The sequence below is a fragment of the Hamadaea sp. NPDC051192 genome (genome assembly GCF_040682475.1).
In the GTDB taxonomy this organism is placed as follows: domain Bacteria; phylum Actinomycetota; class Actinomycetes; order Mycobacteriales; family Micromonosporaceae; genus Hamadaea; species Hamadaea flava.
In genome coordinates this window covers 22,871-42,642 of record NZ_JBFBAZ010000054.1, presented here as the reverse complement: position 1 = coordinate 42,642, position 19,772 = coordinate 22,871, and the positions used below count along the sequence as shown (strand labels likewise).

Here is a 19,772-nt window from a genome sequence, read left to right as displayed (position 1 = left end):
AGCTTACCGGGCGTACCTGGAGCACCGGACGGTTCACCCGGCGCGGCGTGATCCTGGCCAAACAGGGAAGGAAGACGACATTCATGTTCAAGATTGGCTGAATTCACTGTCGCGTGTACCATTCGGCACCGTGTCGACCCCCAAGGATGAGCACGGCCATGGCCAAGGCCGAGGCCATGGTGACCACAGCCACGGCGAGACCGGCCATGGTGACCGCAGCCACGGAGTCTCGGCCGACGCCGACCGCCGCTGGCTGTCCCTAGCCTTGGCGCTGATCGGCGGCTTCATGGCCGTCGAAGTCGTCATCGGCCTGATCGCCCGCTCGCTGGCGTTGATCTCCGACGCCGCGCACATGCTGACCGACGCCGCGTCGATCGTGCTGGCGTTGATCGCGATCCGCCTCGCCGCGCGCCCCGCGCAAGGCCGCTACACCTACGGCCTCAAACGCGCCGAGATCCTGTCCGCACAGGCCAACGGCCTGTCGCTGGTCATCCTCGCGGGGTGGCTCGGCTACGAGTCGGTGCGCCGGCTGATCGACCCGCCCGAGGTCCACGGCTGGCTCGTCGTGGTCACCGCGCTCACCGGCGTCGCGATCAACATCGCGGCCGCCTGGGCGATCAGCAAGGCCAACCGGACCAGCCTCAACGTCGAGGGCGCGTTCCAGCACATCCTCAACGACTTGTACGCCTTCATCGCGACCGCGATCGCCGGCCTGGTCATGGTGCTCACCGGGTTCGACCGCGCCGACGGCATCGCGACGCTCATCGTGGTGGCCCTGATGCTCAAGGCCGGCATCGGCCTGCTGCGCGACTCCGGCCGCGTCCTGCTCGAGGCCGCGCCCGCCGACCTACACCCCGACGCGATCGGCGACCAGCTGGCCGGCGTACCGGGTGTCGTTGAGGTGCACGACCTGCACGTCTGGACCATCACCTCCGGTCAGCCTGCCTTGTCGGCGCACGTCCTGGTCGATCCCGGCCGCGACTGTCACGCCGTACGCGGTCAGCTGGAGACGCTGTTGCGCGGGCACCAGATCAGCCACACCACGTTGCAGGTGGATCACGTCGGCGACGACCTGCTGACCATCGGGCAGCAGGCGACCGCCCCGCACTGCGACGACGCGCACGGACCCGTGCACAGCGCCGAGGATCACGCTCACTGATCGGCCGGACCGCACGGTGTCATCGCGGATCGCAGCAGCCGTCCGCGCAGCGGGTCGCCGACGGCTCCAGCAACGCTCCCGGCGCACCAGCGTCGCGCGCCGCGCGGCCGGACTGGGATCGGCCGCGCGCAGCGACGTCATCAGCAGCAGTCGTCGCGCTCGGCTTGCGGGCAGACGGTCGGGTCGACCGCGAGCACCAGGCCGAGCAGGTCGCCCAGCGCGTGGGCGAGCCGCTGGTCGGACAGCTCGTAGCGCGAGCGGCGGCCCTCGGCGACGGCGACCACGAGGCCGCAGCCGCGCAGGCAGGCGAGATGGTTCGACAGGCTCTGCCGCGACACCCCGAGCTCGTCGGCCAGATCCGACGGGTACGCCGGCCCGTCCCGCAGCGCCAGCAGGAGCCGGGCCCGGGTCGGGTCGGACAGGGCGTGGCCGAAGCGGGCCAGCACCTGTCCTCGGGTGGCCACGGGGATGGCGTCGTCCAGGGTCTTCACACCAGCGATAGTACATAACCTGCTGAATACAAGATAGCGTGAATCCTGTGCTCCCGTGGCCACCGTCGGCGGCCGGGTCAGCGCCGGCTTGACGGTTCCGGCGTGAGTTCGGACCGCTCCCCCGGCTCGACGACGACCGGCGGCGCGCCCCGGTACGGGCGGCCCGGCCACCAGAACCGTTCGCCGAACAGCATCGCGAGCGCCGGGACGAGCAGCGTCCGAACCAGCAGCGTGTCCAGCAGGACGCCGATGCCCACGATGATCCCGAGTTCGGTCAGCGTCACCAGCGGCAGTACGCCGAGCACGGCGAAGACCGCGGCGAGCAGGATGCCCGCGCTGGTGATCACGCCGCCGGTGACGCTCAGCGAGGTGAGCATCCCGGCCCGGGTTCCGTGGCGCACGGCCTCCTCCCGCGCCCGGGTGGCGAGGAAGATGTTGTAGTCCACGCCCAGCGCCACGAGGAACAGGAACGACAGCAGCGGCACCTCGTTGTCCAGCGCGGCGTAGTCGAGCACGTGGACGAACAGCAGATTCGCCGCGCCCAGGGCCGCGAAGTAGGTCGCCACGACGGTCAGCACCAGCACGACCGGCGCGACCAGGGATCGCAGCAACAGCAGGAGGATCACGAAGACGACCGCCAGGACCAGCGGCACCACGCGCTTCAGCGCGGTGAACGACGCCTCTCGTTCGTCCAGGTTGGTCGCCACCGTGCCACCGACCACCGCGTCCGCGTCGGCGACGCCGTGCACCGCCGTACGCAGTGCGCGTACGGTGTCGTAGCTGGCCGTCGAGTCGGGTTCGGCGTCGAGGACGACGTCGAACGCCACCCAGCCGTTCGCCTTCTCCGCCGGGCGTACGCTCGCCACCCCGTCGGTGGCGTCGACGGCGGCCGACACCGCGCCCTGACGGCCCTCCTTGGCCAGCACGATCACCGGATCGGCCGCGCCGGACGGGAAGTGTTTGCCGAGCGTCGTCAGCGCGTCGATCGACTCCGCCTGTACGCGGAACTGCTCGGTCCGGCTCAGGCCGACGCGCAGATCCGACAGCCCGGCCGACAGCAGGGCGAGGAAGACCAGCGACAGCGCGACGATCATCCGGGGACGCCGGGCGACCAGCGCACCCGCGCGCGCCCACAGCCCGCGGCCCGTCGTGTCGTCCGGCTGGTCAGCGCGGGGAACGAAGGGCCAGAACAGGCCGCGGCCGCAGACCACCAGCGCGGCGGGCAGCACCAGCAGACCGAACAGGGCCGCGACGGCGACGCCGATCGCCCCGGCCACCCCCAGCGCCCGGTTGAACGTCAACGGCGCGGCGAGCAGCGTGAGCAGGCCGAGGATCACCGTCACCGCGCTGGCCGCGATCGCCGGGCCCGCCGAGCGTACGCTGCGGCGCATGGCCTCTCGGCGGTCGCCGGTGCGGCGCAGCTCCTCGCGATAACGGGCGATGAGCAACAGGGCGTAGTCGGTGCCCGCGCCGAACACGATGACGTCCACGATGCCGGTCGTCGACGGGTCGAGCAGCAGGCCGGACGTCCGGTTCAGCAACGCCAGCAACGCGTTGGTCACCATGTCGGCCGAGCCGACCACGGCCAGCGGGATCAGCCACAGCCACGGGCTGCGATAGGTGATCAGCAGCAGCACCGCGACCACCACGACGGTCACCAGCAACAGGGTCGTGTTCGCACCGTTGAACGAGGCGGCGATGTCGGCGGTGAATCCCGCCCCACCGGTGACCTGAGCGGTCAACCCGTCCGGGCGTCCGTCGGCCGCGATCGCGCGCAGTTGCCGAATCGTCTCCGACAGGTCCTCGATCTGCTGGTCGGCCGGCAGCGGCACGGCCACCAGGACGGCGCCCTCCTGCTCCGCCGTGACCGGCGGGGCGACCTGTCCCCCGACGGCGAACTTCGCGTACGCCGCGGAGTCGGCCGCGATCTTCTGCTCGTCCGCCTCGGTCAGCGGGCCGCCGTCGCGGGCGTACACGACCAGCGCCGGGTTGACCTGGCCGCTCGGGAACTGCTTCTGCAGCTGCGCCACCCGCACCGACTCGGCCGAATCAGGCAGCCCCGCGGTGGCGTCGTTGGTCGTCGTGGCCTCACCGCCGACACCCATGAGGGCCCCGGCCGCCAGTATCGCCACCGCCAGGACAAGCCAGGCGGTCAACCGCCCGGTCAGCACACGCAGCATCGTTCCACTCCTCAGGGTTTTCTCGTCGCCCGAACATCATCGCAGACGACTATCTCGCCATCAGAGATACCCACCCCGCGAGGTTATAGTGCTTTCCGTGACGGACAGCGTGTTCCAACGCGCCGACGACCCCCGGGCCAGGCTGATCGGCGAGATCATCAGCGATCTCCACCTCTACTCGACGCACTCACAGCACATCGGTGACGCGTTCGCCGCCCACAACCAGCTCGGCCACGCCGACCTGCACGCCCTGCTCCTGATCATGGAGGCGGAGCTGGCCGGCCGGCCGATCACGCCGGGCACGCTCCGCGAGGAACTCAACTTCTCGTCCGGCGCGGTCACCGGGGTCATCGACCGGCTCGAGGCCGCGGGTCACGTCTACCGGGACCGCGACATCGCCGACCGGCGCAAGATCTTCCTGCGGTACGCCGACCACGGCGCGGCCGTCGCGCGCGAGTTCTTCCGCCCGCTCGCCGGGCGTACGCAGAACGTCATGGCGGAGTTCAGCGACGAGGACCTCCAGCGGGTGCACCGGTTCCTGACCGCGATCGTCGGCTCGATGCGCGAACACCGCGACGACCTGCGTACGCGCGGCTGACCAGCACTATCGGGAAACGCCGCCGCTATCGGGGACCGTCACGGCTCAGCGGGGCTCTTCGCCGCGGGCTCGGGCCGACCGGGCGTGGTCGATGTAGTCGCGCGATTCGACGATCAGCCCGTCGCGTACGCGCATGACGAACACGCACGGGACGGCGAACGGCTCGCCGCTGGCGATCGTGACGCCCTGGTACTCGAACTCGGCGACGATGACCTCGGGGTCGGCGGTCTCGTGCACCCGGATGTCGACCGGCTGCCGCCGGATCGGCGACACCCAGCCGGGCGGCGGCGTGAAGTGGTGGCTCAACTGCTCCCGGCTCAGCATCGGCGACTGATCCGCCGCGAATGGATGCGACACGTTCGTGCGGTCGGCGTACAGGTCGATGGCGTCCTGCCAGCGTTCGTCGCACACGGCTTGCACCAGGCGGTGGAAGACCTCCGCCGGCGTCGGGGTTCCCGTCATGGATCAAGTAAACACGGTCGAGTACGGCGAAAGTTTGCCTTGATCTACAACGCTGGATGGATTGACGGCCGTCGTCCACCACGCGATCGTGGCGGCCATGCCTTCTTCCCCTGAGGAATCCCGCACCGCCCGCCGCTCCGCGCTGAAGTTGCTCGGTGTCTCGGCTGCCGGCGCCACCGCTGGTGCGTTCGCCGTCGCCGCTCCGGCCGCGGCCACCACCGCCAACGGGTACGCCGAAGTCGACAGCTTCGCCGGGACGACCGACGACGAGAAGCTCGCCGCCGCGATGGCGTACGCGGCCGCGCAGACGTATGCGCCGACGCTGGTCTTCGGCGCTCGCGCGTACACCTTCGCCGCCGACTACGCCTTCTTCCCGGGCATGCGCTGGTCCGGCCCGCTCGGCGGGAGCGAGACCGAGTTCGGCGAGTCCTGCCTGGTGAAGGTGACCGGGGCGTACCTGCTTCGGGCGACGGCGGTGCGGGACGTCGCGATCCGCGGCATCTGTTTCCAGGGCACCGGCGCCAACGACTTCCAGCAGCAGGTCACCGACTTCGCCGCCGGGCCGCTCACCCAGGACGCCCGGTATCGGGAGATCGGCTTCAAGTCCTTCCGCTCCGTCATGCACGCCCGTCATCTGCGGTGCTCGATCGAGCGCATGTACTGCAACAACGGCACCGGCACGCAGTTCAAGATCGGCGGCTCGGACTCGTACTACTTCCTGGAGGGCAACTCCTACCTCAGCTCCCCCAGCCTGCCCGCGAACGCGTACTACTGGCATTTCACGCACATGAGCGAATCGCGCTTCGGCGAGCTGTACATCACCACCGAGACCGCCACCGGCATGCGCATCGACGGCTCCTACGGCGACCTGCAACTGCTGGGCACCAAGTTCGACTGCACCGGGCGTACGGGGACGGACAACTGCCAGGGCGCGCAGATCATCATCGCGGGCGGGCAGGGCGTCCACCTCGACCGGTGCTGGTTCTACGGCGGGATGACCAACCCGGCCGCCACCGGGCGTACTGGTGTCGACAATGGACTGATCTCGATCACCGGTGGTACCGAACACCTGGTCACCGCGCCCAAGTTCGGCTTCGGCCCGTACGGCGCTCCGGCCGGGACGAAGTTGGTGCACGCCTCGGTGGCGGTGGAGATCGCCCACCCGCAGGCGATCAGCTTCGGCGGCGCGGCGGTCACGAAGGCCGGGGCGTTCCAGGGCGGCTCGGCGCACCTGACCGCAGCTGCACCGGGGTGGACCGTCGTCGCCTGACCGGGGCCGGCCTTCGCCCCGGACTGAGTAGACCGACCGGCGGCGGGCGTCGCAGCGCCCGCCGCCGGTCGATGCGCGAGCGGCCAGTGAGCATGGAAAAGCAGGTGACCACCTGCGGCCGCGGCGTCGATCATGAAACCGTGACAGAAGTGAGCACCGCCCCGACCGAGCACACCCCGTCGCTGAACGCCCGCGTCTTCGGCTCGGTCCCCCCGACGGTGCTGGTCCTGCTCGGCATCGTCAGCGTCCAGCTCGGCTCGGCCGTCGCCAAGCACCTGTTCCCCGTGGTGGGCAGCTTCGGCACGGTCGCGTTACGGCTGTTCTTCGCGGCCGCGGTGTTGCTGCTGGTGTGGCGGCCGTCGGTACGCCTGAGCCGCCGCGCCTGGACGGTCGTGCTCGGCTACGGCGTGGTGCTCGGCCTGATGAACCTCTGCTTCTACCTGGCGCTGGCCCGCATCCCGCTCGGGATCGCGGTGACCGTCGAGTTCCTCGGGCCGCTGGCGGTGGCGCTGGCCGGGTCGAGACGATGGCTGGACGTCGTCTGGGTCGCGCTCGCGGGCAGCGGGGTATTCCTGCTGATGGAGGGCGGCGGCGAGCTCAACCTCGCCGGGCTGCTGTTCGCCGTGGCCGCCGGAGCACTCTGGGGCCTGTACATCCTGGTCGGCGCCGCGCTCGGCCGGCATACGACCGAAGGCAACGGGCTGGCGCTGGGCATGGCGATCGCCGCCTGCATCGCGGTGCCGGTCGGCGTCGCCGACAGCGGGACGGCGCTGCTGCACCCCGGCGTCCTGATCGCCGGACTCGGCGTGGCGCTGCTGTCGTCGGTGGTCCCGTACACGCTGGATCTGGAGGCGCTGCGCCGCATCCCGCCGAACGTCTTCGGCATCCTGATGAGCCTGGAACCCGCGGTGGCGGCCGTGATCGGCCTCGTCGTGCTCCAGGAGGCGCTGCTGGGGACGCAGTGGCTCGCGGTGGTGTGCGTGGTGATCGCGTCGGCCGGCGCCACCCTCGGCGCCCGCCCCAAGAACCAGGCCCAGCCGACGAACTAGCCCTGACGCCGGCAGACCTCGACGCAACACGCGTCGGGCCGGGGCGCCAGCCGCGCGGCGAGCGCCGGATCGCCCGAGAGCACCCCTTCGACGTACGCGTGATTCAGCCCGCAGACGAGCTCGGTCTGCTCGGCGACGAGCGCGTGGAACGGGCAGTTCCGCAAGACGAGCACGTCGGAATCGCCAGGCGAGCCGGGCTCGATCGCCGGTTCGAAGCCGAGCTCGTCCAGCAGGTGTGCCGCCTCCGTCAGTCCGTGCACCGGGGTGCCGTGCGCTCGGCCTCGGGCGTACGCCTCTTCCCGGGCGGCCTCGCCGGCATGGGCAGGTTCCCGGGCGACGGCCGCCGCGAGCACGCTGGCGATCAGTTCATAGCGCCGGGGCGGGATCGCGACTTCGAGGTCGTCGCCGGCCGAGTAGACCTTCGGCGTCCGTCCCCGTCCCCGGGGTCGATCCGCGGGCGCCTCGTACGCCGTCCGCAGCAACCCGGTCTCGGCGAGTTTGTCGAGGTGGAAGGCGGCGAGGTTGCGGGAGACGCCGCAGGCGTCGGCGGCCTCCTCGCGGGTGACCGGGCGGTGCTGGCGGCGTACGTGGTCGAACAGGGCGCGGCGGACCGGATCGGCCAGCACCGACACCGACTGCCACACGTGTTCCGCCACGTCTCGAGAATATCACCAACGTTGGCTATTGAAATAACGCCGCCCCGGATGGAGGATGCGAATAAGACCAACTTCAGTTGGCGAAAACATGGGAGTGATCATGCAGCTGACCGCCGTACGGCCCCGAGTGCCCGAGCGTGACCTGGTCGCCGCCGAGCAGGCCGCCGCCGCCCTGCTGACGGCGCTGGGACTGGACGTCGGCTCGGAGAGCATGCGGGAGACTCCGGCCCGCATGGTCCGCGCCTACGCCGACCTGCTCAGTCCCCGCCCGTTCCGGCCGACCACGTTCCCGAACGACGAGGGCTACGACGAGCTGGTGCTGGCCCGCGACATCCCGATCCGGTCGGTGTGCGAACACCATCTGCTGCCGTTCGTCGGCGTCGCGCACGTCGGCTACCTGCCCGGCGAGCGGATCCTCGGACTGTCCAAACTGGCCCGCGTCGTCGAACTGTTCGCGCACGGCCCGCAGGTGCAGGAGCGGCTGACCAAGCAGATCGCCGATTGGCTGTCGGATCAGTTGTCGCCCAAGGGCGTCGGCGTCGTCATCCAGGCCGAGCACCTGTGCATGACGCTGCGCGGCGTACAGGCCACCGGCGCCAGCACCGTCACCTCCACGCTGCTCGGCACGCTGCGCGAGGACGCCCGCTCGCGCGCCGAGTTCCTCGCCCTCACCCAGCCCCGCTGACCAGGAGTCCACATGCGACACATCATCATCGGCGCCGGGCTCGCGGGCGCCAAGGCCGCGCAGACCCTGCGCGACGAAGGCTTCGACGGCGACATCACGCTGATCGGCACCGAGGCCGAACTGCCCTACGAACGGCCGCCGCTGTCCAAAGGCCTCCTGCTCGGCACGACCCCGCGGGACGACGTCTACGTTCACCAGCCCGACTGGTACGCCGAGAGCAGCGTCGAGATCCGCACGGCGACGACGGTCGTCGACATCGACCGCACCGCGCACCGGATCACGACCGACTCGGGCGACGTGCTCCCCTACGACAAACTGCTGCTGGCGACGGGATCTTCGCCACGGCGGCTGACCGTGCCCGGAGCCGACCTCGACGGCGTGCTCTACCTGCGTACGCTCGCCGACTCCGATCACGTCTCCGGCGCGCTCCGGGACGGCGTACACGTCGTGATCGTGGGAGCGGGCTGGATCGGGCTGGAGATCGCCGCGGCGGCCCGCACGCGCGGAGCCCACGTGACGGTCGTGGAGACCGCGAGCCTGCCGCTGCTCGGCGTGCTGGGGCCGGACCTCGCGCAGGTCTTCGCGGACCTGCATCGCGACCACGGCGTGACGTTCCGGTTCGGCGCGCAGCTCAGCCGGTTCGACGGCGACACCGCGGTACGCGCGGTCAGCCTCGCCGACGGCACCGAACTGCCCGCGGACGTCGTGATCGTCGGGGTGGGCGCGCGGCCGAACGACGACCTCGCGGTCCGGGCCGGGCTCGACGTCGGCAACGGCGTCGTCGTGGACTCCCAGCACCGCACCTCCGACCCGGACATCTTCGCCGCCGGGGACGTCGCGTGCGCCTTCCACCCGACGTTCGGCCGGCACATCCGCACCGAGCATTGGGCCAACGCGCTCGACGGCGGACCCGAGGCCGCCCGCGCGATGCTCGGCCTGCCCGTGCCGCCCGACCGGCTGCCGTTCTTCTTCACCGACCAATACGACCTCGGCGCCGAGTACGCCGGATTCGCCGCGCCCGGCGACGCCGACCGCCTGGTGTTCCGCGGCGACCGGGCCGGCCGCGAGTTCGTCGCGTTCTGGACCCGCGACGGGCGCGTACTGGCCGGGATGAACGTCAACGTGTGGGACGTCAGCGACGACATCCAGCGGCTGATCCGTACGCGCAAACCGGTTGACCTGGGCGTACTCGCCGACACCGAGGTGCCGTTGAGCGAGGTCCGACCCTGAGATCGGTCCACAAACGACCGCGTTATAGTGCGCCGTGGCCGACGACGCACTCACCGAACTCGACGCCCCCGCTGACGAAGCCGGCGACAACAGCGCGATGCGGACCGAGGTCTACCTCGGGCTGTTGTGGCTGGCCATCACGGTCTTCACGGCGTACGCGTCACTGCATGGAGTGCCCGGCGCGCCCGGGCCGATCAGCGCGGCCGTCGACGCGATGCCCGACGTCATCAGCTCCGCCCTCGTCACGGCGGCGACGATCGCGGCCGCCGCCGGGTCCCGTCATACGAGCGCCGTCCGGCGGCTGCTCGTCGGGCTCGCCACCGGGGCCGGTTTCGGTGTCGTGACCGCCTTCGGCGTACGCCTGGCGTATGGCGACAGCACGTCGGTCATGATGCTCAGCGTCACCGTGGCGGCGGCGTGCGTCCTCGGGGGCGCGTTCGCGATGCTGCCCGGCGCGGTGCTCGACGCCAGCCTGTGGGCGATGACCTGGGTGCTGTTCGCCGGCCTGATCCTGTCGGTGCTCAAGCCGACCCTGCTGACGATGCTCGGCGGCGGCGCGACCGGAGAGAGCCGGTTCCTGCTGCTCCAACCGGCGGTCGCCGGCCTGCTCGCCGCGATGCACTCGGTCCGCTGGCTGCGCTCGGAGAACCCGGCGTTGTCGTGGTTCCCGGTGGCGGGCGCGTTGGCAGGCGTCTACCTGCTCGCCACCGAGGGCCTGGGTCACCTGGGCGGCACGGTCCTGTCGGCGACGCGGGACAGCGCTGCGGGTGAGGCGCTGTTCACCGACGCCGCCAAACTCAAGTACGCCGTGATCGTGCTCGCGGTCGGCGGTGTGCTCGCGCTGGTCATCGGAGCCCGGCGACCCCGCACCTGACCGCCGGGATCCGGTGCCGTCAGCCTCGTCCACGCGGCTCGGAACTGACCTCTGTCGAGTGCGTCGTGTAGTGCGTGGCGATCTCGTCACTGGTCGTCAGCCACACGTCGGGCTGGGCCGCCAGGAAGGCCAGCGCCTCGTCGACGTACTTGGCCCGGAACGGCTGCCCGGTCACGAACGGGTGCAGCGCCAGCGCCATCACCCGGCCGCTGTCCTGGGAGTCGGCCAGCAACTGCTCGTACTGGTCCCGCACGATGCGGACGAACTCGGGGCCGCTGGTGCCCTTGCCGAACAGGCCGAGGTCGTTCAGCTCGACCGAGTACGGGACGCTGATCAGACCGGGCACGGTGAGCCGGTACGGCTGGTCGTCGTTGTTCCAGTCCAGGACGTAGTCCAAGCCCAGTTCCGCGAGCAGCCGGGGCGTCTCGAAGGTCTCGGTGAGCCCCGGTCCCATCCATCCCCGCGGCCGACGCCCGGTCGCCGCCTCGATGGTGTCCACCACGTCGGTCAGGAACGCCTTCTCCTCGTCCGGGTCCATCCCCGTGTGCAGAATCGAGTTGGTACGCCCATGGGCGAGCCAGGCCCAGTCGCGCTGCCTGCCGGCCTCGACGATCTGCGGGTAGTGCCGGGCGACGTCGGAGTTGAGCAGCGCACTGGCCTTGATGCCGTGCCGGTCCAGGCTTTCGATCGTGCGCCACACCCCGACGCGTACGCCGTAGTCGCGCCAGCCGTAGTTCAGCGCGTCCGGCACGAGGTCGGCCGTTCCCGGCCAGATGCTGGTCGACGGCCGGTCGATGAGGAAGTGCTCGATGTTGAGCCCGACGTAGAAGGCGACCTTCTTGCCGTCCGGCCACGCGATCGGCGCGCGCTCGGTGATCGGGCTGTAGTCGAAGAGGTTTGTGTTTGCCATGCGATGACGGTAAGACTTGACATCAGTGTCAAGTTCAAGTCTTTTCTCGTGGAGGTTCGGCGATGCGCATCGGTGAGCTGGCGCGGCGTACCGGGGTGAGCGAACGCTCGCTGCGCTACTACGAGCAGCAAGGCCTGCTGGCCGCCGAGCGTACGCCCGGCGGCCAGCGGGACTATCCCGAGCGCGCGGTCGACCGGGTGATCCGTATCCAGGAGTTGTTCGCCGCCGGCCTGCACAGCCAGAAGATCGCCCAGCTCCTGCCGTGTATGCGAGACGCCGACGGCGGGCCGTCCGAGATCGCCGACGCCCAGCTGGTCGGCGACCTGACCGCCGAACGCGACCGGATCGACCGGCTGATCGTGGAGCTGCGCAACTCCCGGGCGGTCCTCGACGACGTGATCAGCGCGGCGGCTGATCGCTGATCGGTCCTCCCCCGGTCAACTCGGTCAGCACGCCGGTGACCAGCAGGACCCGGTGCACCAGACCGGTGACTCCGATCAGCCGCAGGTCGGCGCCCACGGCTCGGGCCGACTCTCGCGCCAGGAGCAGCGTGCCGATCCCGGAGGAATCGCAGAACCGCAACTCGTGGCAGTCCAGAATGATCTCGGTCGCCTCACTGACCTTCTCGGTAGCCGCGAGCAGGTCGACGCCGGTCAGCAGATCGAGTTCGCCCGCCAGCACGAGGTAGGCGACCGGGCCCTCCCATCGATCGGTGATCGTCAGCATCAACGCCCTCGCTCTCAGAACGCCGCGACCGACGGGCAGGGGCGCAGCCGCACCCAGACCCGCTTGCCGCCTTGGAACTCTTCCACGCCCCACCCTTCCGAGATGGCCTCGATGATCTGCAGTCCGAAGCCGCCGTTCTCGCCGGCCGCCCGTCGCCGGGGCACCACGGATGATCCGTCAGCCGCCTTGATCGTGACACCTTGCTCATGCGACTGCACACTCAGCTCGATGCAGCCGCCGCCGTGGCAGACGGCGTTGCTGACGATCTCGCTGACCAGCAGGTCGGCGTCGTCGAGCCAGCCGATGTCCGGAAGGTCCCAGGCCATCAGCATGTCTCGCACCAACGTGCGGGCCGCCGCCGGCGCGCGCAGGCCCAGCGGCAGGTCGAATCTCGCGGTCAATTCACTCAACGCCTTCACCTCCTTTGCGGTCGGCACGTCCGGTCCACAATGCCGGTACCCAGTCGACGGAGTTCTCATGCAAGTCAGGCGACGGTGACGGCGAGCGGGTGGTGATTCGGAGTCCGCTCAGATCCAGCCGCGCTGCTTCGCGCGTACGCCGGCTTGGAAGCGGTTCGCCGCCCCCAGGCGGCCCATGACCGCCGCGACCCGGGCGCGGAAGGTGCGTACCGAGATCCCCAGCGCCCGGGCGGCCGCCTCATCCTTGGCGTACACCGCGAGCTGTTGCAGCACCGCCAGCTCGGATTCGGTCGGGCCGGCCGGTTCGGGTTCCAGCTCGGCGGATCGGCGCCAGGTGTGCTCGAACAGGTCGACGAGGATGGCGACCATGCCCGGCTGACGCACCATCAGCGCACCTGATTCCGCCTCGCCGGGCGTGATCGGCACGAACGCCACCGCCCGGTCGACGACGATCAGCGGGTGCAGTTCGTCGCCGGTGATCCGGTGCCGGTCGCCGGCCCGGTGGATCGTCAGCAGATACTCGGCGATCGCCGGGACGGCCATCATGTCGCGATGGACGATCGTGCGGTACGCGGTCCCGCGTTCGAGCCCGAGCAAGGTGCGTTCGAGGATGCCGGAGGCGAGGTCGGGCCGATCCCGGTGCATGGCGAGGATCTCGTCGGCGTCCTGAGTGGTCTGCCAGATGCGTTGCTGGGCCGCCGGCCGGCCATCGATCCGCTCGATCTGCTCGGCGGTGTCGCTCTCGTCGGCCGTGGGAAGCTCGGCGAGCAGAGACGACACCGACGTCCGCGCGCCGTGGATCTGAGCGATCTCCTCGTCCAGTTCGCCGAGCCGCCGACCGATCAGCCGCTCGATCGCCGTACGCGGATCGGCCGCCGCGGGCATGCCGTCGGCGGTCACGGTGACCAGGCCCAGCACCGTCAGACGGCGTACCGATTCCGGGGGCAGATCGGCGGCCGGATCGCGGAGCAGGGTCCGATAGGCCAGCTCGTCGTCGGCGGCGACGCCCAGTCCGCGCATGCTCACCCGCCAGAATCTACCGCCTGCCGCCTGCAGCAAGTTCCCCGGCCGATGCAGCTTGCTGAAGCGCCGAAGCCTGGCGGCAGAGCCGCTCACGCGGCCAGAGTGACTGCCATGAAGGTGTTGATCTGTGGAGCGGGGATCGCCGGTCTGGCCACGGCGTACTGGTTGCACCGGCACGGGTGGGAGCCGACGGTCGTCGAGCGGGCTCCGGAACTCCGGGACGGCGGCTACAAGGTTGATATCCGCGGGACCGCCGTGGACGTGGTGGAGCGCATGGGACTCCAGGACGCGATCCGCGACCGGGCCACCGCGATGCGAACCGCGACGCAATATGACGAACGTGGCCGCGCCGTAGCGGTGCTCGACGCGGAGCTGTTCGGCGGGCGGCACTCGGGCGACCTGGAGATCATGCGCGGCGACCTGACGCAGCTGCTGTACGAGCAGACCCGGCATCGTCTGGAGCACGTGTTCGGCGCCCACGTCGTGGCCGCCGAACAGGACGACGCCCAGGTTCGCGTCGCCTTCGCGTCCGGCGAGGAGCGCGAGTTCGACTTCGTGATCGGCGCGGACGGCGTGCACTCCAGCACTCGGCGGCTGTGTTTCGGGGACACCGTCCCGCACAGCCTCGGCCATCACATCGCCATCTACACCGTGCCGAATCATCTCGGCCTGGACCGGCAGGAGGCGGTGCACCTGGCCCCCGGCCGCACGGTCAACGTCTACAGCACCGGCGGGCCATCAGCCAAAGCGCTGTTCCTGTTCGCCGGCCCGGAATCGAACGTCGACCCCCGGACGTTTCTCGCCGACTCGGTCGCCGGGATGGGCTGGGAGGTGCCCCGCCTGATCGGGTACGCCGCCGACGCGCCCGACTTCTACCTCGACACCCTCGCGCAGGTCCGGCTGGATTCGTGGTCGAAGGGCCGGATCGCGCTCGTCGGCGACGCGGCCTTCTGCCCGTCGCCCGCCTCCGGCCAGGGCACCAGCCTCGCCCTCGTCGGCGCGTACGCCCTGGCCGGTGAGCTGGCCGCGAATCCGGCCGGCGGGTTCGCGGCCTATGAGGCGCAGCTGCGCGACTTCGTCGCCAAGAATCAGGCACTGGCCGCCGGCAACCTCCGGGGCATGGTCGTGGGATCGGCGTTCGGCGTGTGGGCGCAGACCCGAATGATGAGGCTGCTACCGCACCTGCCCGGCCATCGGGCGATCATCGGCCGGGTCGCCGACACCATCCACGAGGCGGCCACCGCCGTCACGCTCCGAGACTACTGACCGGTGCGCCTCCGGATGGTGGCGCCGATCGTCAGCACGAGTCCGAGCAGGATCGCCGTCAGACCGGTGGCGGCGATCGGCAGCAACGGCGTACCGGTCTGAGCCAGGTCGTCCCCGCCACCGCTGGTGCTGCCGCTCGGGCTGGGCGCCGGCGGCGTGGGCGCGGGGAACGTGTTCGTCACGGTGCCGGTGATCGGCTTCGCGGTGGCGTCCCAGGGCACGACGACGGTGATCGGCTTGTCCTGCCCGTGATCGGAGAGCGCGCCCTTGCTGTCGCTCTCGTAGAGGACGCAGGTGGCGTTCGCGGAGACGTCCTTCAGCTCGAACGGGTCGCCGGTGTCGAACTCCGCCGTCCCCTCCCGGATCACGACCGGGTCACCGGTGTCCGGCGTGACCGTGCAGGTGTAGGTGAGCTGGAACGGGCCAGGTGAACCGGTTGCGCCGGGTTCGACGACGGTCTTCTTCGTGATCTCCACGTTGCCGAAGACCAGGCCGACGCCGACCTTCTGCGGCTCGACCGCGCCGAGCTGTTCGTCGTTGCTGTCCCCTGCTCGCTGCTGCGCCCCGCTCCGAGCGATCTTGTGCTTGCCTGCCTTCTGCTGCTGGACGGTCCGGTGCTTGCCTGCCTTCTGATGCTCGGCGGTCCGGGCGGCCTGCTGCGTCCCGCCCGGAATGTTGATCAGTTCGGTGTGACCGAACGAGTTCCACGCGATCGACGGGCTGACCCGGTCGGCGAGGTCGGGCGGCGAAGTCATCGTCCAGACGACGTCGAACGACTTGCCCGGGGCGAGGCCGGGATCGGCGAATTCGGCGTACATCTGGAAGCCGGTCGCGTCGGCGTCGAAGTCCGGCGTCCAGTCACCGGCGGCGCAGGTGGCCGGCGGGTACAGGTCGTCGGTGCACACCGGGTCGTCCGCGGTGTAGGTCAGGTCGGCGGAGATCGGGTCGGCGTCGCCGACCGGGACGACGCTCGGCGCGGCGACCAGGCGTGGGCGTACGTCCCACATCGTTCCGCGGTCGGCCGGGTCGATGACGCCGGTGTCCCCCGGCTTCGGCAGCACGTCCACCAGGCGGGAGTCCCGCGCCGGATAGGTGCCGTTGTTCGTCAGCCGCGCCAGGTAGGTGTGGTTCTGCCCCGGGTAGGTCAACGCGACGCACGGGTAGTGGGTGAACTGGACGCTCTCCCGGACCAGGTGTGGGCACTGTGGATCGTCGAGGGCGACGTACTCCTTGGTCCGGGTGTCGTACAGCCCGAGGTCGGGGTTGCCCGCGATCCATTTGACGGCGCGGAACGAGGCTCCCGCCGTCGTGGTCAGGTCGGCGCTGGCGGTGCAGTTCAAGCCGGGAAGGAACGGGTCGCCGGTGACCTGCCCGTCGGGCGGGCTGTCGCTGCAGTCGAACTCGTCGGTGCTGGACGAACCGGCCCCCATCGTGTTGGTGATGGACTCACCCGCTGAGGCGCCGGGCGCCATGCGTACGCCGATCCGGATGACCAGGACGCTCGACGGCGCGAACAGGCCGGGGAACTTCCACACCAGACGCGTGACGCGGCCGGTGTCGTCGGTCTCGGCGGTGAACTCCTCCGGCCCGGGCGGCTGGGTGCCGTCGGGGACGTCGAACTGCTGGATGGCGTACGGCTGGCCGTTGACCCCGGCGTCATCGAACTCGAGCCAGGCCGGGATGGGGTCGGAGACTTCGAGGTCGGGCAGCGCGGCGGTGCCGGTGCTCTTGACGGTCAGATCGAGGAATCCGGTCTGGCCGGGGGCCAGGCTCGCCGAGCCGACGACCGCCTTGTCCACGTCGATCGCCGGGCGGCCCTCCGTCACGGTCAGGTCGGCCGTCACCGGCGGGATGTCGAACTGGCCGCCGAGGCTGGTCAGCGCCTCACCGCTGCCGTCGGCGGTGTCCACGTAGGTGCCGAGCACCGGATCGCCGGTCTCCCGATCGGTCGCCCGGGGCGTGACCGTGAAGCACACCGACGCCTGTACGCACGGCCCGCTCGTCGGGAAGTTCTCACCGGGCAGCAGGTTGAAGCCGTCGTGCGCCGGATCCGAGGAGGTGAACGTGACTCGGATGCCCTGTACGTCGCCGGCTGCCACACCGCCCGGCAACGGGGGCGGGTTCGTCGCGGTGGGCGTACCGGTGATCCAGGTTCCGGCGGCGCACCCGGTCGTGCAGACGTCGAATTGGACCCGGTCCGCCCCAGGCGGGAACGACACGCCCTGCAAGGCGACGAAGTCGAACGACCGGAAGAAGTCCGAGCCCGCCCCGTCGTCGTCGAAGTCGGTGATGGTCAACGACTTCAGGTGGGTGTTGCCGGTGTTGGCGATCCGTAGCTTGACCGTGGCCAGCTGCGGATCAAGGCCGGGCGTGGGCCGGGGCACGTCGCCGGGCTCGATGAACTTCTGCAGGCTGGCCGCGCTGCGGGGCGGACTGGTCACCACGTTGGGCGCGCACGAGGTCGAGTCCTCGACGCTCCCATTGATCGCCGGGCCGCCCCCGGCCAGGATCAGGTAGCACTGCTTGATCGTGACGCTGTCGGTGACGCCTTCCCGCCGTTCGACCTCGATGGTCAGGTTGCAGTCGGCTCCGGCGGGCAGCGTGTCGGCTCGGACGAAGAAGCCGCGGGCGGCGTCGAGCTGCTCCGGGGTGGCCGTGGCGTACGGGACCTGCTGCGGCGCTCCGGGCGGGTTCGGGATCAGCAGCACGATGTCGGCCGGATTGTCCGGGCAGGATCCGGTGATCGAATTGATCTTCGCTACGGAGAACGGCTGGGTGTCGTCCGTGAGGTCCTCGACGTTCGGCGGGTCGACCAGGACGAAGTCGTTGAGGGCGTTGCCGTCGTTGTGGAAGCTGATCGTGTAGTCGATCGGGGTGTCTTCGGGCAGTTCCTGCTGGCTCACCGACTTGGTGCCCGGCCCGGACGGCCGGCCGCCGGTGGTCACGGTCAAGTCGCCGCAGGCGGTCGCGGTCGCCGAGGTCGAGCCGTTGCCGGTGTTGACGGCGTTCGCGTCGGCGCAGTTGGTGAACGGCGAGTCGGCGGGCACGGCGTTGTCGTCGAGCGTGCCGTGGAAGTCCAGCCCCGCGGTCGCGTTCGGATCGATCGCGGCGGTGCCGGGCGGGCTCGCGTACACGGCCTCGATCGAGGTGACCTTCATGCTCGCGTCGTCGGGACCCGCGGCCGGGCAGGTGAAGTCGGCCGGGCGGTTCAGCTCGACCGTCGTGGGCGGGCTGGTCAGGTCCTTGGTCACGGTCGACCCGTCGGCACAGGTGATCGTCACGTGGGCGGTCGCGGCGCCGTCCGGAAACCTCAGCCGGATCTGCGTCAGGTCCGTCACGCTCAGCCCGCTCTGCGGATCGGAGGCGGACGGCTCACGGACGGTCATCGTCTCGACTGGGAACGGCGAGGTGTTCGTCGCCGTGACGTCCGCCGAAACCGGCCAGCGGCGCTGTGCGGGCGCGCTCGGCGGATTGTCGGCCACATAGTCGCCGTCCTGGTCGGCGAACCAACTCTTGGACACGTCCACCTTGGCGATGTTCGGCACGATCTGATACGTGTCGCTGGCCGGGTCGCCCGTGGTCGTCCCGTCGTCGTTGGTGACCGACGGGGTGGCCGAGTCGGTGACCGTCTGCGTCTGGGTCGGCTCGATCGTGCTGCCGTCGACCCGTTCGGTGTCGCGCAGCTTCAGGGTGAACGCGACGCTGCCGGAGGCATCGTTGGGCAGCGGATCACCGGTCGAACTGGAGAACACGAACTGGACTCCGGTCACCGTGGACAGATCGACGCCCGCGTCGGCCTGAATCGGCGAACCTGTCTGCACCGCGCCGTCCGTCCAGGCCCCGCAGGCTTGGGCGTACGGGAGGGTGCAGTAGCGGATCTGGACCTGGTCGGCGCCGTCGGGATAGGTCACCGCGCCGAAGCCGGTCAGGTCGAAGTAGTTCCAGGGGTCGGTGGCCGGGTCCTCGTTCGTCTGGTCGGTCAGCGTCATGCTCGTCACGTCGGCGGCGCCGGTCGAGCTGTTCGTGATGCCGAGGGTGACCGTGCTTTCCTCGCCCGACTGGGCCAGCGCCGATCCGTCCTGCCAGTCCTTGGTCGCCTTCACGTCGACGGTCACCGGCACGTGCACCTTGACGTCGGCGTCGTCGCTGGCGGTCGGGGCGTTGTCGGCGGTGACCGTGGCCGTGTTCGGGACCACCGTCCCGTCCGGGACCTCGGTGTCCGCCGGCAGCGTCATACCGATCTGGACCGAGGACGAGTTGCCCGCCGGGATGGATGGCACCGTGAAGGTCAGTTCCCGGGTCGTCGCGTCGTAGGTGTAGGTGTACTGCGGAACCCCGGGGAACACCGTGCCGCCGGGCGGGTCGGTATCCGGCCCGCCGGACCAGGTGTAGGTGCCGGGCACGACGTTGGCCGTGAACTCCTCCGGCAACGTGTCGGTGACCGTGACGTTCTGGCAGTCCTCCGCGAGCGACGTGCAGTCGACGCGGATGACGTAGGTGAACGTTCCGCCCGGCTCGACGCCGTCCGCCGGCACCCCGGTCGTCGACTTGTCGATCCCGATGACCGCCGCGAAGGCCGGGGCCGCGGGGAGGACGACACCGCCGACCGCCACCGCCATCGCGGCGAACGCCGCCGCCGCTCGACGGAGCCGAGTGGACACTCGTGGCACGGAAACCCCCAGTTACCCCGAATCTACCTAATACACCTTTGAGGATCATTGCCGACATTTCAGCTACTGTCTGTAGCAACACGGATTCGGAGCGCAATTTTTCC

Annotated in this window: 18 protein-coding genes; 9 read left to right on the top strand and 9 right to left on the bottom strand. The window is 70.2% G+C overall.

What is annotated here, in order from left to right; translation table 11 throughout:
- Nucleotides 1-130 precede the first annotated feature (130 nt).
- On the top strand, nucleotides 131-1,159 hold the full coding sequence (locus AB0M47_RS22845) for a cation diffusion facilitator family transporter (RefSeq protein WP_363417107.1): 1,029 nt from the start codon (nucleotides 131-133) through the stop codon (nucleotides 1,157-1,159).
- 140 nt (nucleotides 1,160-1,299) lie between these two features.
- Here the strand turns inward: AB0M47_RS22845 and AB0M47_RS22840 are convergent, their stop codons facing one another.
- Both AB0M47_RS22840 and AB0M47_RS22835 read right to left on the bottom strand, forming a co-directional pair.
- A complete protein-coding gene (locus AB0M47_RS22840; RefSeq protein ID WP_253763948.1) occupies nucleotides 1,300-1,629 on the bottom strand; it encodes a metalloregulator ArsR/SmtB family transcription factor in 330 nt (109 codons plus the stop codon).
- Between the two features lie 98 nt (nucleotides 1,630-1,727).
- Complete coding sequence (locus AB0M47_RS22835; RefSeq protein ID WP_363417104.1) at nucleotides 1,728-3,830, bottom strand: MMPL family transporter; 2,103 nt, start codon at nucleotides 3,828-3,830, stop codon at nucleotides 1,728-1,730.
- A gap of 109 nt (nucleotides 3,831-3,939) precedes the next feature.
- Here AB0M47_RS22835 and AB0M47_RS22830 point away from each other — a divergent pair, with 109 nt between their 5' ends.
- Nucleotides 3,940-4,428 carry a MarR family transcriptional regulator gene (locus AB0M47_RS22830; protein WP_363417140.1) on the top strand — a complete coding sequence of 163 codons (489 nt, stop codon included), beginning with the start codon at nucleotides 3,940-3,942 and terminating at the stop codon, nucleotides 4,426-4,428.
- A 45-nt stretch (nucleotides 4,429-4,473) separates the two neighbouring features.
- Here AB0M47_RS22830 and AB0M47_RS22825 read toward each other — a convergent pair whose 3' ends face one another.
- Nucleotides 4,474-4,890: a nuclear transport factor 2 family protein gene (locus AB0M47_RS22825; protein ID WP_363417101.1), complete on the bottom strand. Its 417-nt coding sequence runs from the start codon at nucleotides 4,888-4,890 to the stop codon at nucleotides 4,474-4,476.
- A 97-nt stretch (nucleotides 4,891-4,987) separates the two neighbouring features.
- On the opposite strand from AB0M47_RS22825, the gene AB0M47_RS22820 reads away from it, so the two are divergent.
- Both AB0M47_RS22820 and AB0M47_RS22815 read left to right on the top strand, forming a co-directional pair.
- Nucleotides 4,988-6,160 (top strand): hypothetical protein, encoded by a 1,173-nt coding sequence (locus AB0M47_RS22820; protein ID WP_363417098.1) that lies wholly within the window; start codon nucleotides 4,988-4,990, stop codon nucleotides 6,158-6,160.
- 140 nt (nucleotides 6,161-6,300) lie between these two features.
- The gene (locus AB0M47_RS22815) at nucleotides 6,301-7,209 is read left to right on the top strand and encodes a DMT family transporter (RefSeq protein WP_363417095.1); all 909 of its coding nucleotides are present in this window, start codon (nucleotides 6,301-6,303) and stop codon (nucleotides 7,207-7,209) included.
- Here the strand turns inward: AB0M47_RS22815 and AB0M47_RS22810 are convergent.
- A complete protein-coding gene (locus AB0M47_RS22810; RefSeq protein WP_363417092.1) occupies nucleotides 7,206-7,865 on the bottom strand; it encodes a helix-turn-helix domain-containing protein in 660 nt (219 codons plus the stop codon). The two genes, AB0M47_RS22815 and AB0M47_RS22810, sit on opposite strands and share 4 nt — an antisense overlap.
- A gap of 100 nt (nucleotides 7,866-7,965) precedes the next feature.
- On the opposite strand from AB0M47_RS22810, the gene folE reads away from it, so the two are divergent.
- From folE to AB0M47_RS22795, 3 genes are read left to right on the top strand one after another with little or no spacing between them, the layout of a single operon-like run.
- A complete protein-coding gene (gene folE / locus AB0M47_RS22805) occupies nucleotides 7,966-8,550 on the top strand; it encodes a GTP cyclohydrolase I FolE (protein ID WP_363417089.1) in 585 nt (194 codons plus the stop codon).
- A 12-nt stretch (nucleotides 8,551-8,562) separates the two neighbouring features.
- Nucleotides 8,563-9,780, top strand: coding sequence for an FAD-dependent oxidoreductase (locus AB0M47_RS22800; protein ID WP_363417086.1), 1,218 nt, complete (start codon nucleotides 8,563-8,565; stop codon nucleotides 9,778-9,780).
- Between the two features lie 34 nt (nucleotides 9,781-9,814).
- Complete coding sequence (locus tag AB0M47_RS22795; RefSeq protein WP_363417083.1) at nucleotides 9,815-10,654, top strand: hypothetical protein; 840 nt, start codon at nucleotides 9,815-9,817, stop codon at nucleotides 10,652-10,654.
- A gap of 19 nt (nucleotides 10,655-10,673) precedes the next feature.
- Here the strand turns inward: AB0M47_RS22795 and AB0M47_RS22790 are convergent, their stop codons facing one another.
- On the bottom strand, nucleotides 10,674-11,564 hold the full coding sequence (locus AB0M47_RS22790; protein ID WP_363417080.1) for a polysaccharide deacetylase family protein: 891 nt from the start codon (nucleotides 11,562-11,564) through the stop codon (nucleotides 10,674-10,676).
- A 62-nt stretch (nucleotides 11,565-11,626) separates the two neighbouring features.
- Between AB0M47_RS22790 and AB0M47_RS22785 the strand changes: the two genes are divergently transcribed.
- The gene (locus AB0M47_RS22785; RefSeq protein ID WP_363417078.1) at nucleotides 11,627-11,986 is read left to right on the top strand and encodes a MerR family transcriptional regulator; all 360 of its coding nucleotides are present in this window, start codon (nucleotides 11,627-11,629) and stop codon (nucleotides 11,984-11,986) included.
- Here the strand turns inward: AB0M47_RS22785 and AB0M47_RS22780 are convergent.
- The 3 genes from AB0M47_RS22780 to AB0M47_RS22770 all read right to left on the bottom strand — a co-directional run bounded on the left by AB0M47_RS22780 (nucleotide 11,964) and on the right by AB0M47_RS22770 (nucleotide 13,735).
- Entirely contained in the window at nucleotides 11,964-12,290 is a 327-nt protein-coding gene (locus AB0M47_RS22780; RefSeq protein WP_363417075.1) for an STAS domain-containing protein, read from the bottom strand. The genes AB0M47_RS22785 and AB0M47_RS22780 overlap by 23 nt on opposite strands.
- A 14-nt stretch (nucleotides 12,291-12,304) precedes the next feature.
- Complete coding sequence (locus AB0M47_RS22775; protein ID WP_363417072.1) at nucleotides 12,305-12,727, bottom strand: ATP-binding protein; 423 nt, start codon at nucleotides 12,725-12,727, stop codon at nucleotides 12,305-12,307.
- 90 nt (nucleotides 12,728-12,817) lie between these two features.
- Entirely contained in the window at nucleotides 12,818-13,735 is a 918-nt protein-coding gene (locus AB0M47_RS22770) for a hypothetical protein (RefSeq protein ID WP_363417069.1), read from the bottom strand.
- A 108-nt stretch (nucleotides 13,736-13,843) separates the two neighbouring features.
- On the opposite strand from AB0M47_RS22770, the gene AB0M47_RS22765 reads away from it, so the two are divergent.
- Nucleotides 13,844-14,998 (top strand): FAD-dependent oxidoreductase, encoded by a 1,155-nt coding sequence (locus tag AB0M47_RS22765; RefSeq protein ID WP_363417066.1) that lies wholly within the window; start codon nucleotides 13,844-13,846, stop codon nucleotides 14,996-14,998.
- On the opposite strand, the gene AB0M47_RS22760 is transcribed toward AB0M47_RS22765, so the two are convergent.
- On the bottom strand, nucleotides 14,992-19,659 hold the full coding sequence (locus tag AB0M47_RS22760; RefSeq protein WP_363417063.1) for a hypothetical protein: 4,668 nt from the start codon (nucleotides 19,657-19,659) through the stop codon (nucleotides 14,992-14,994). The genes AB0M47_RS22765 and AB0M47_RS22760 overlap by 7 nt on opposite strands.
- Nucleotides 19,660-19,772: the final 113 nt, after the last annotated feature.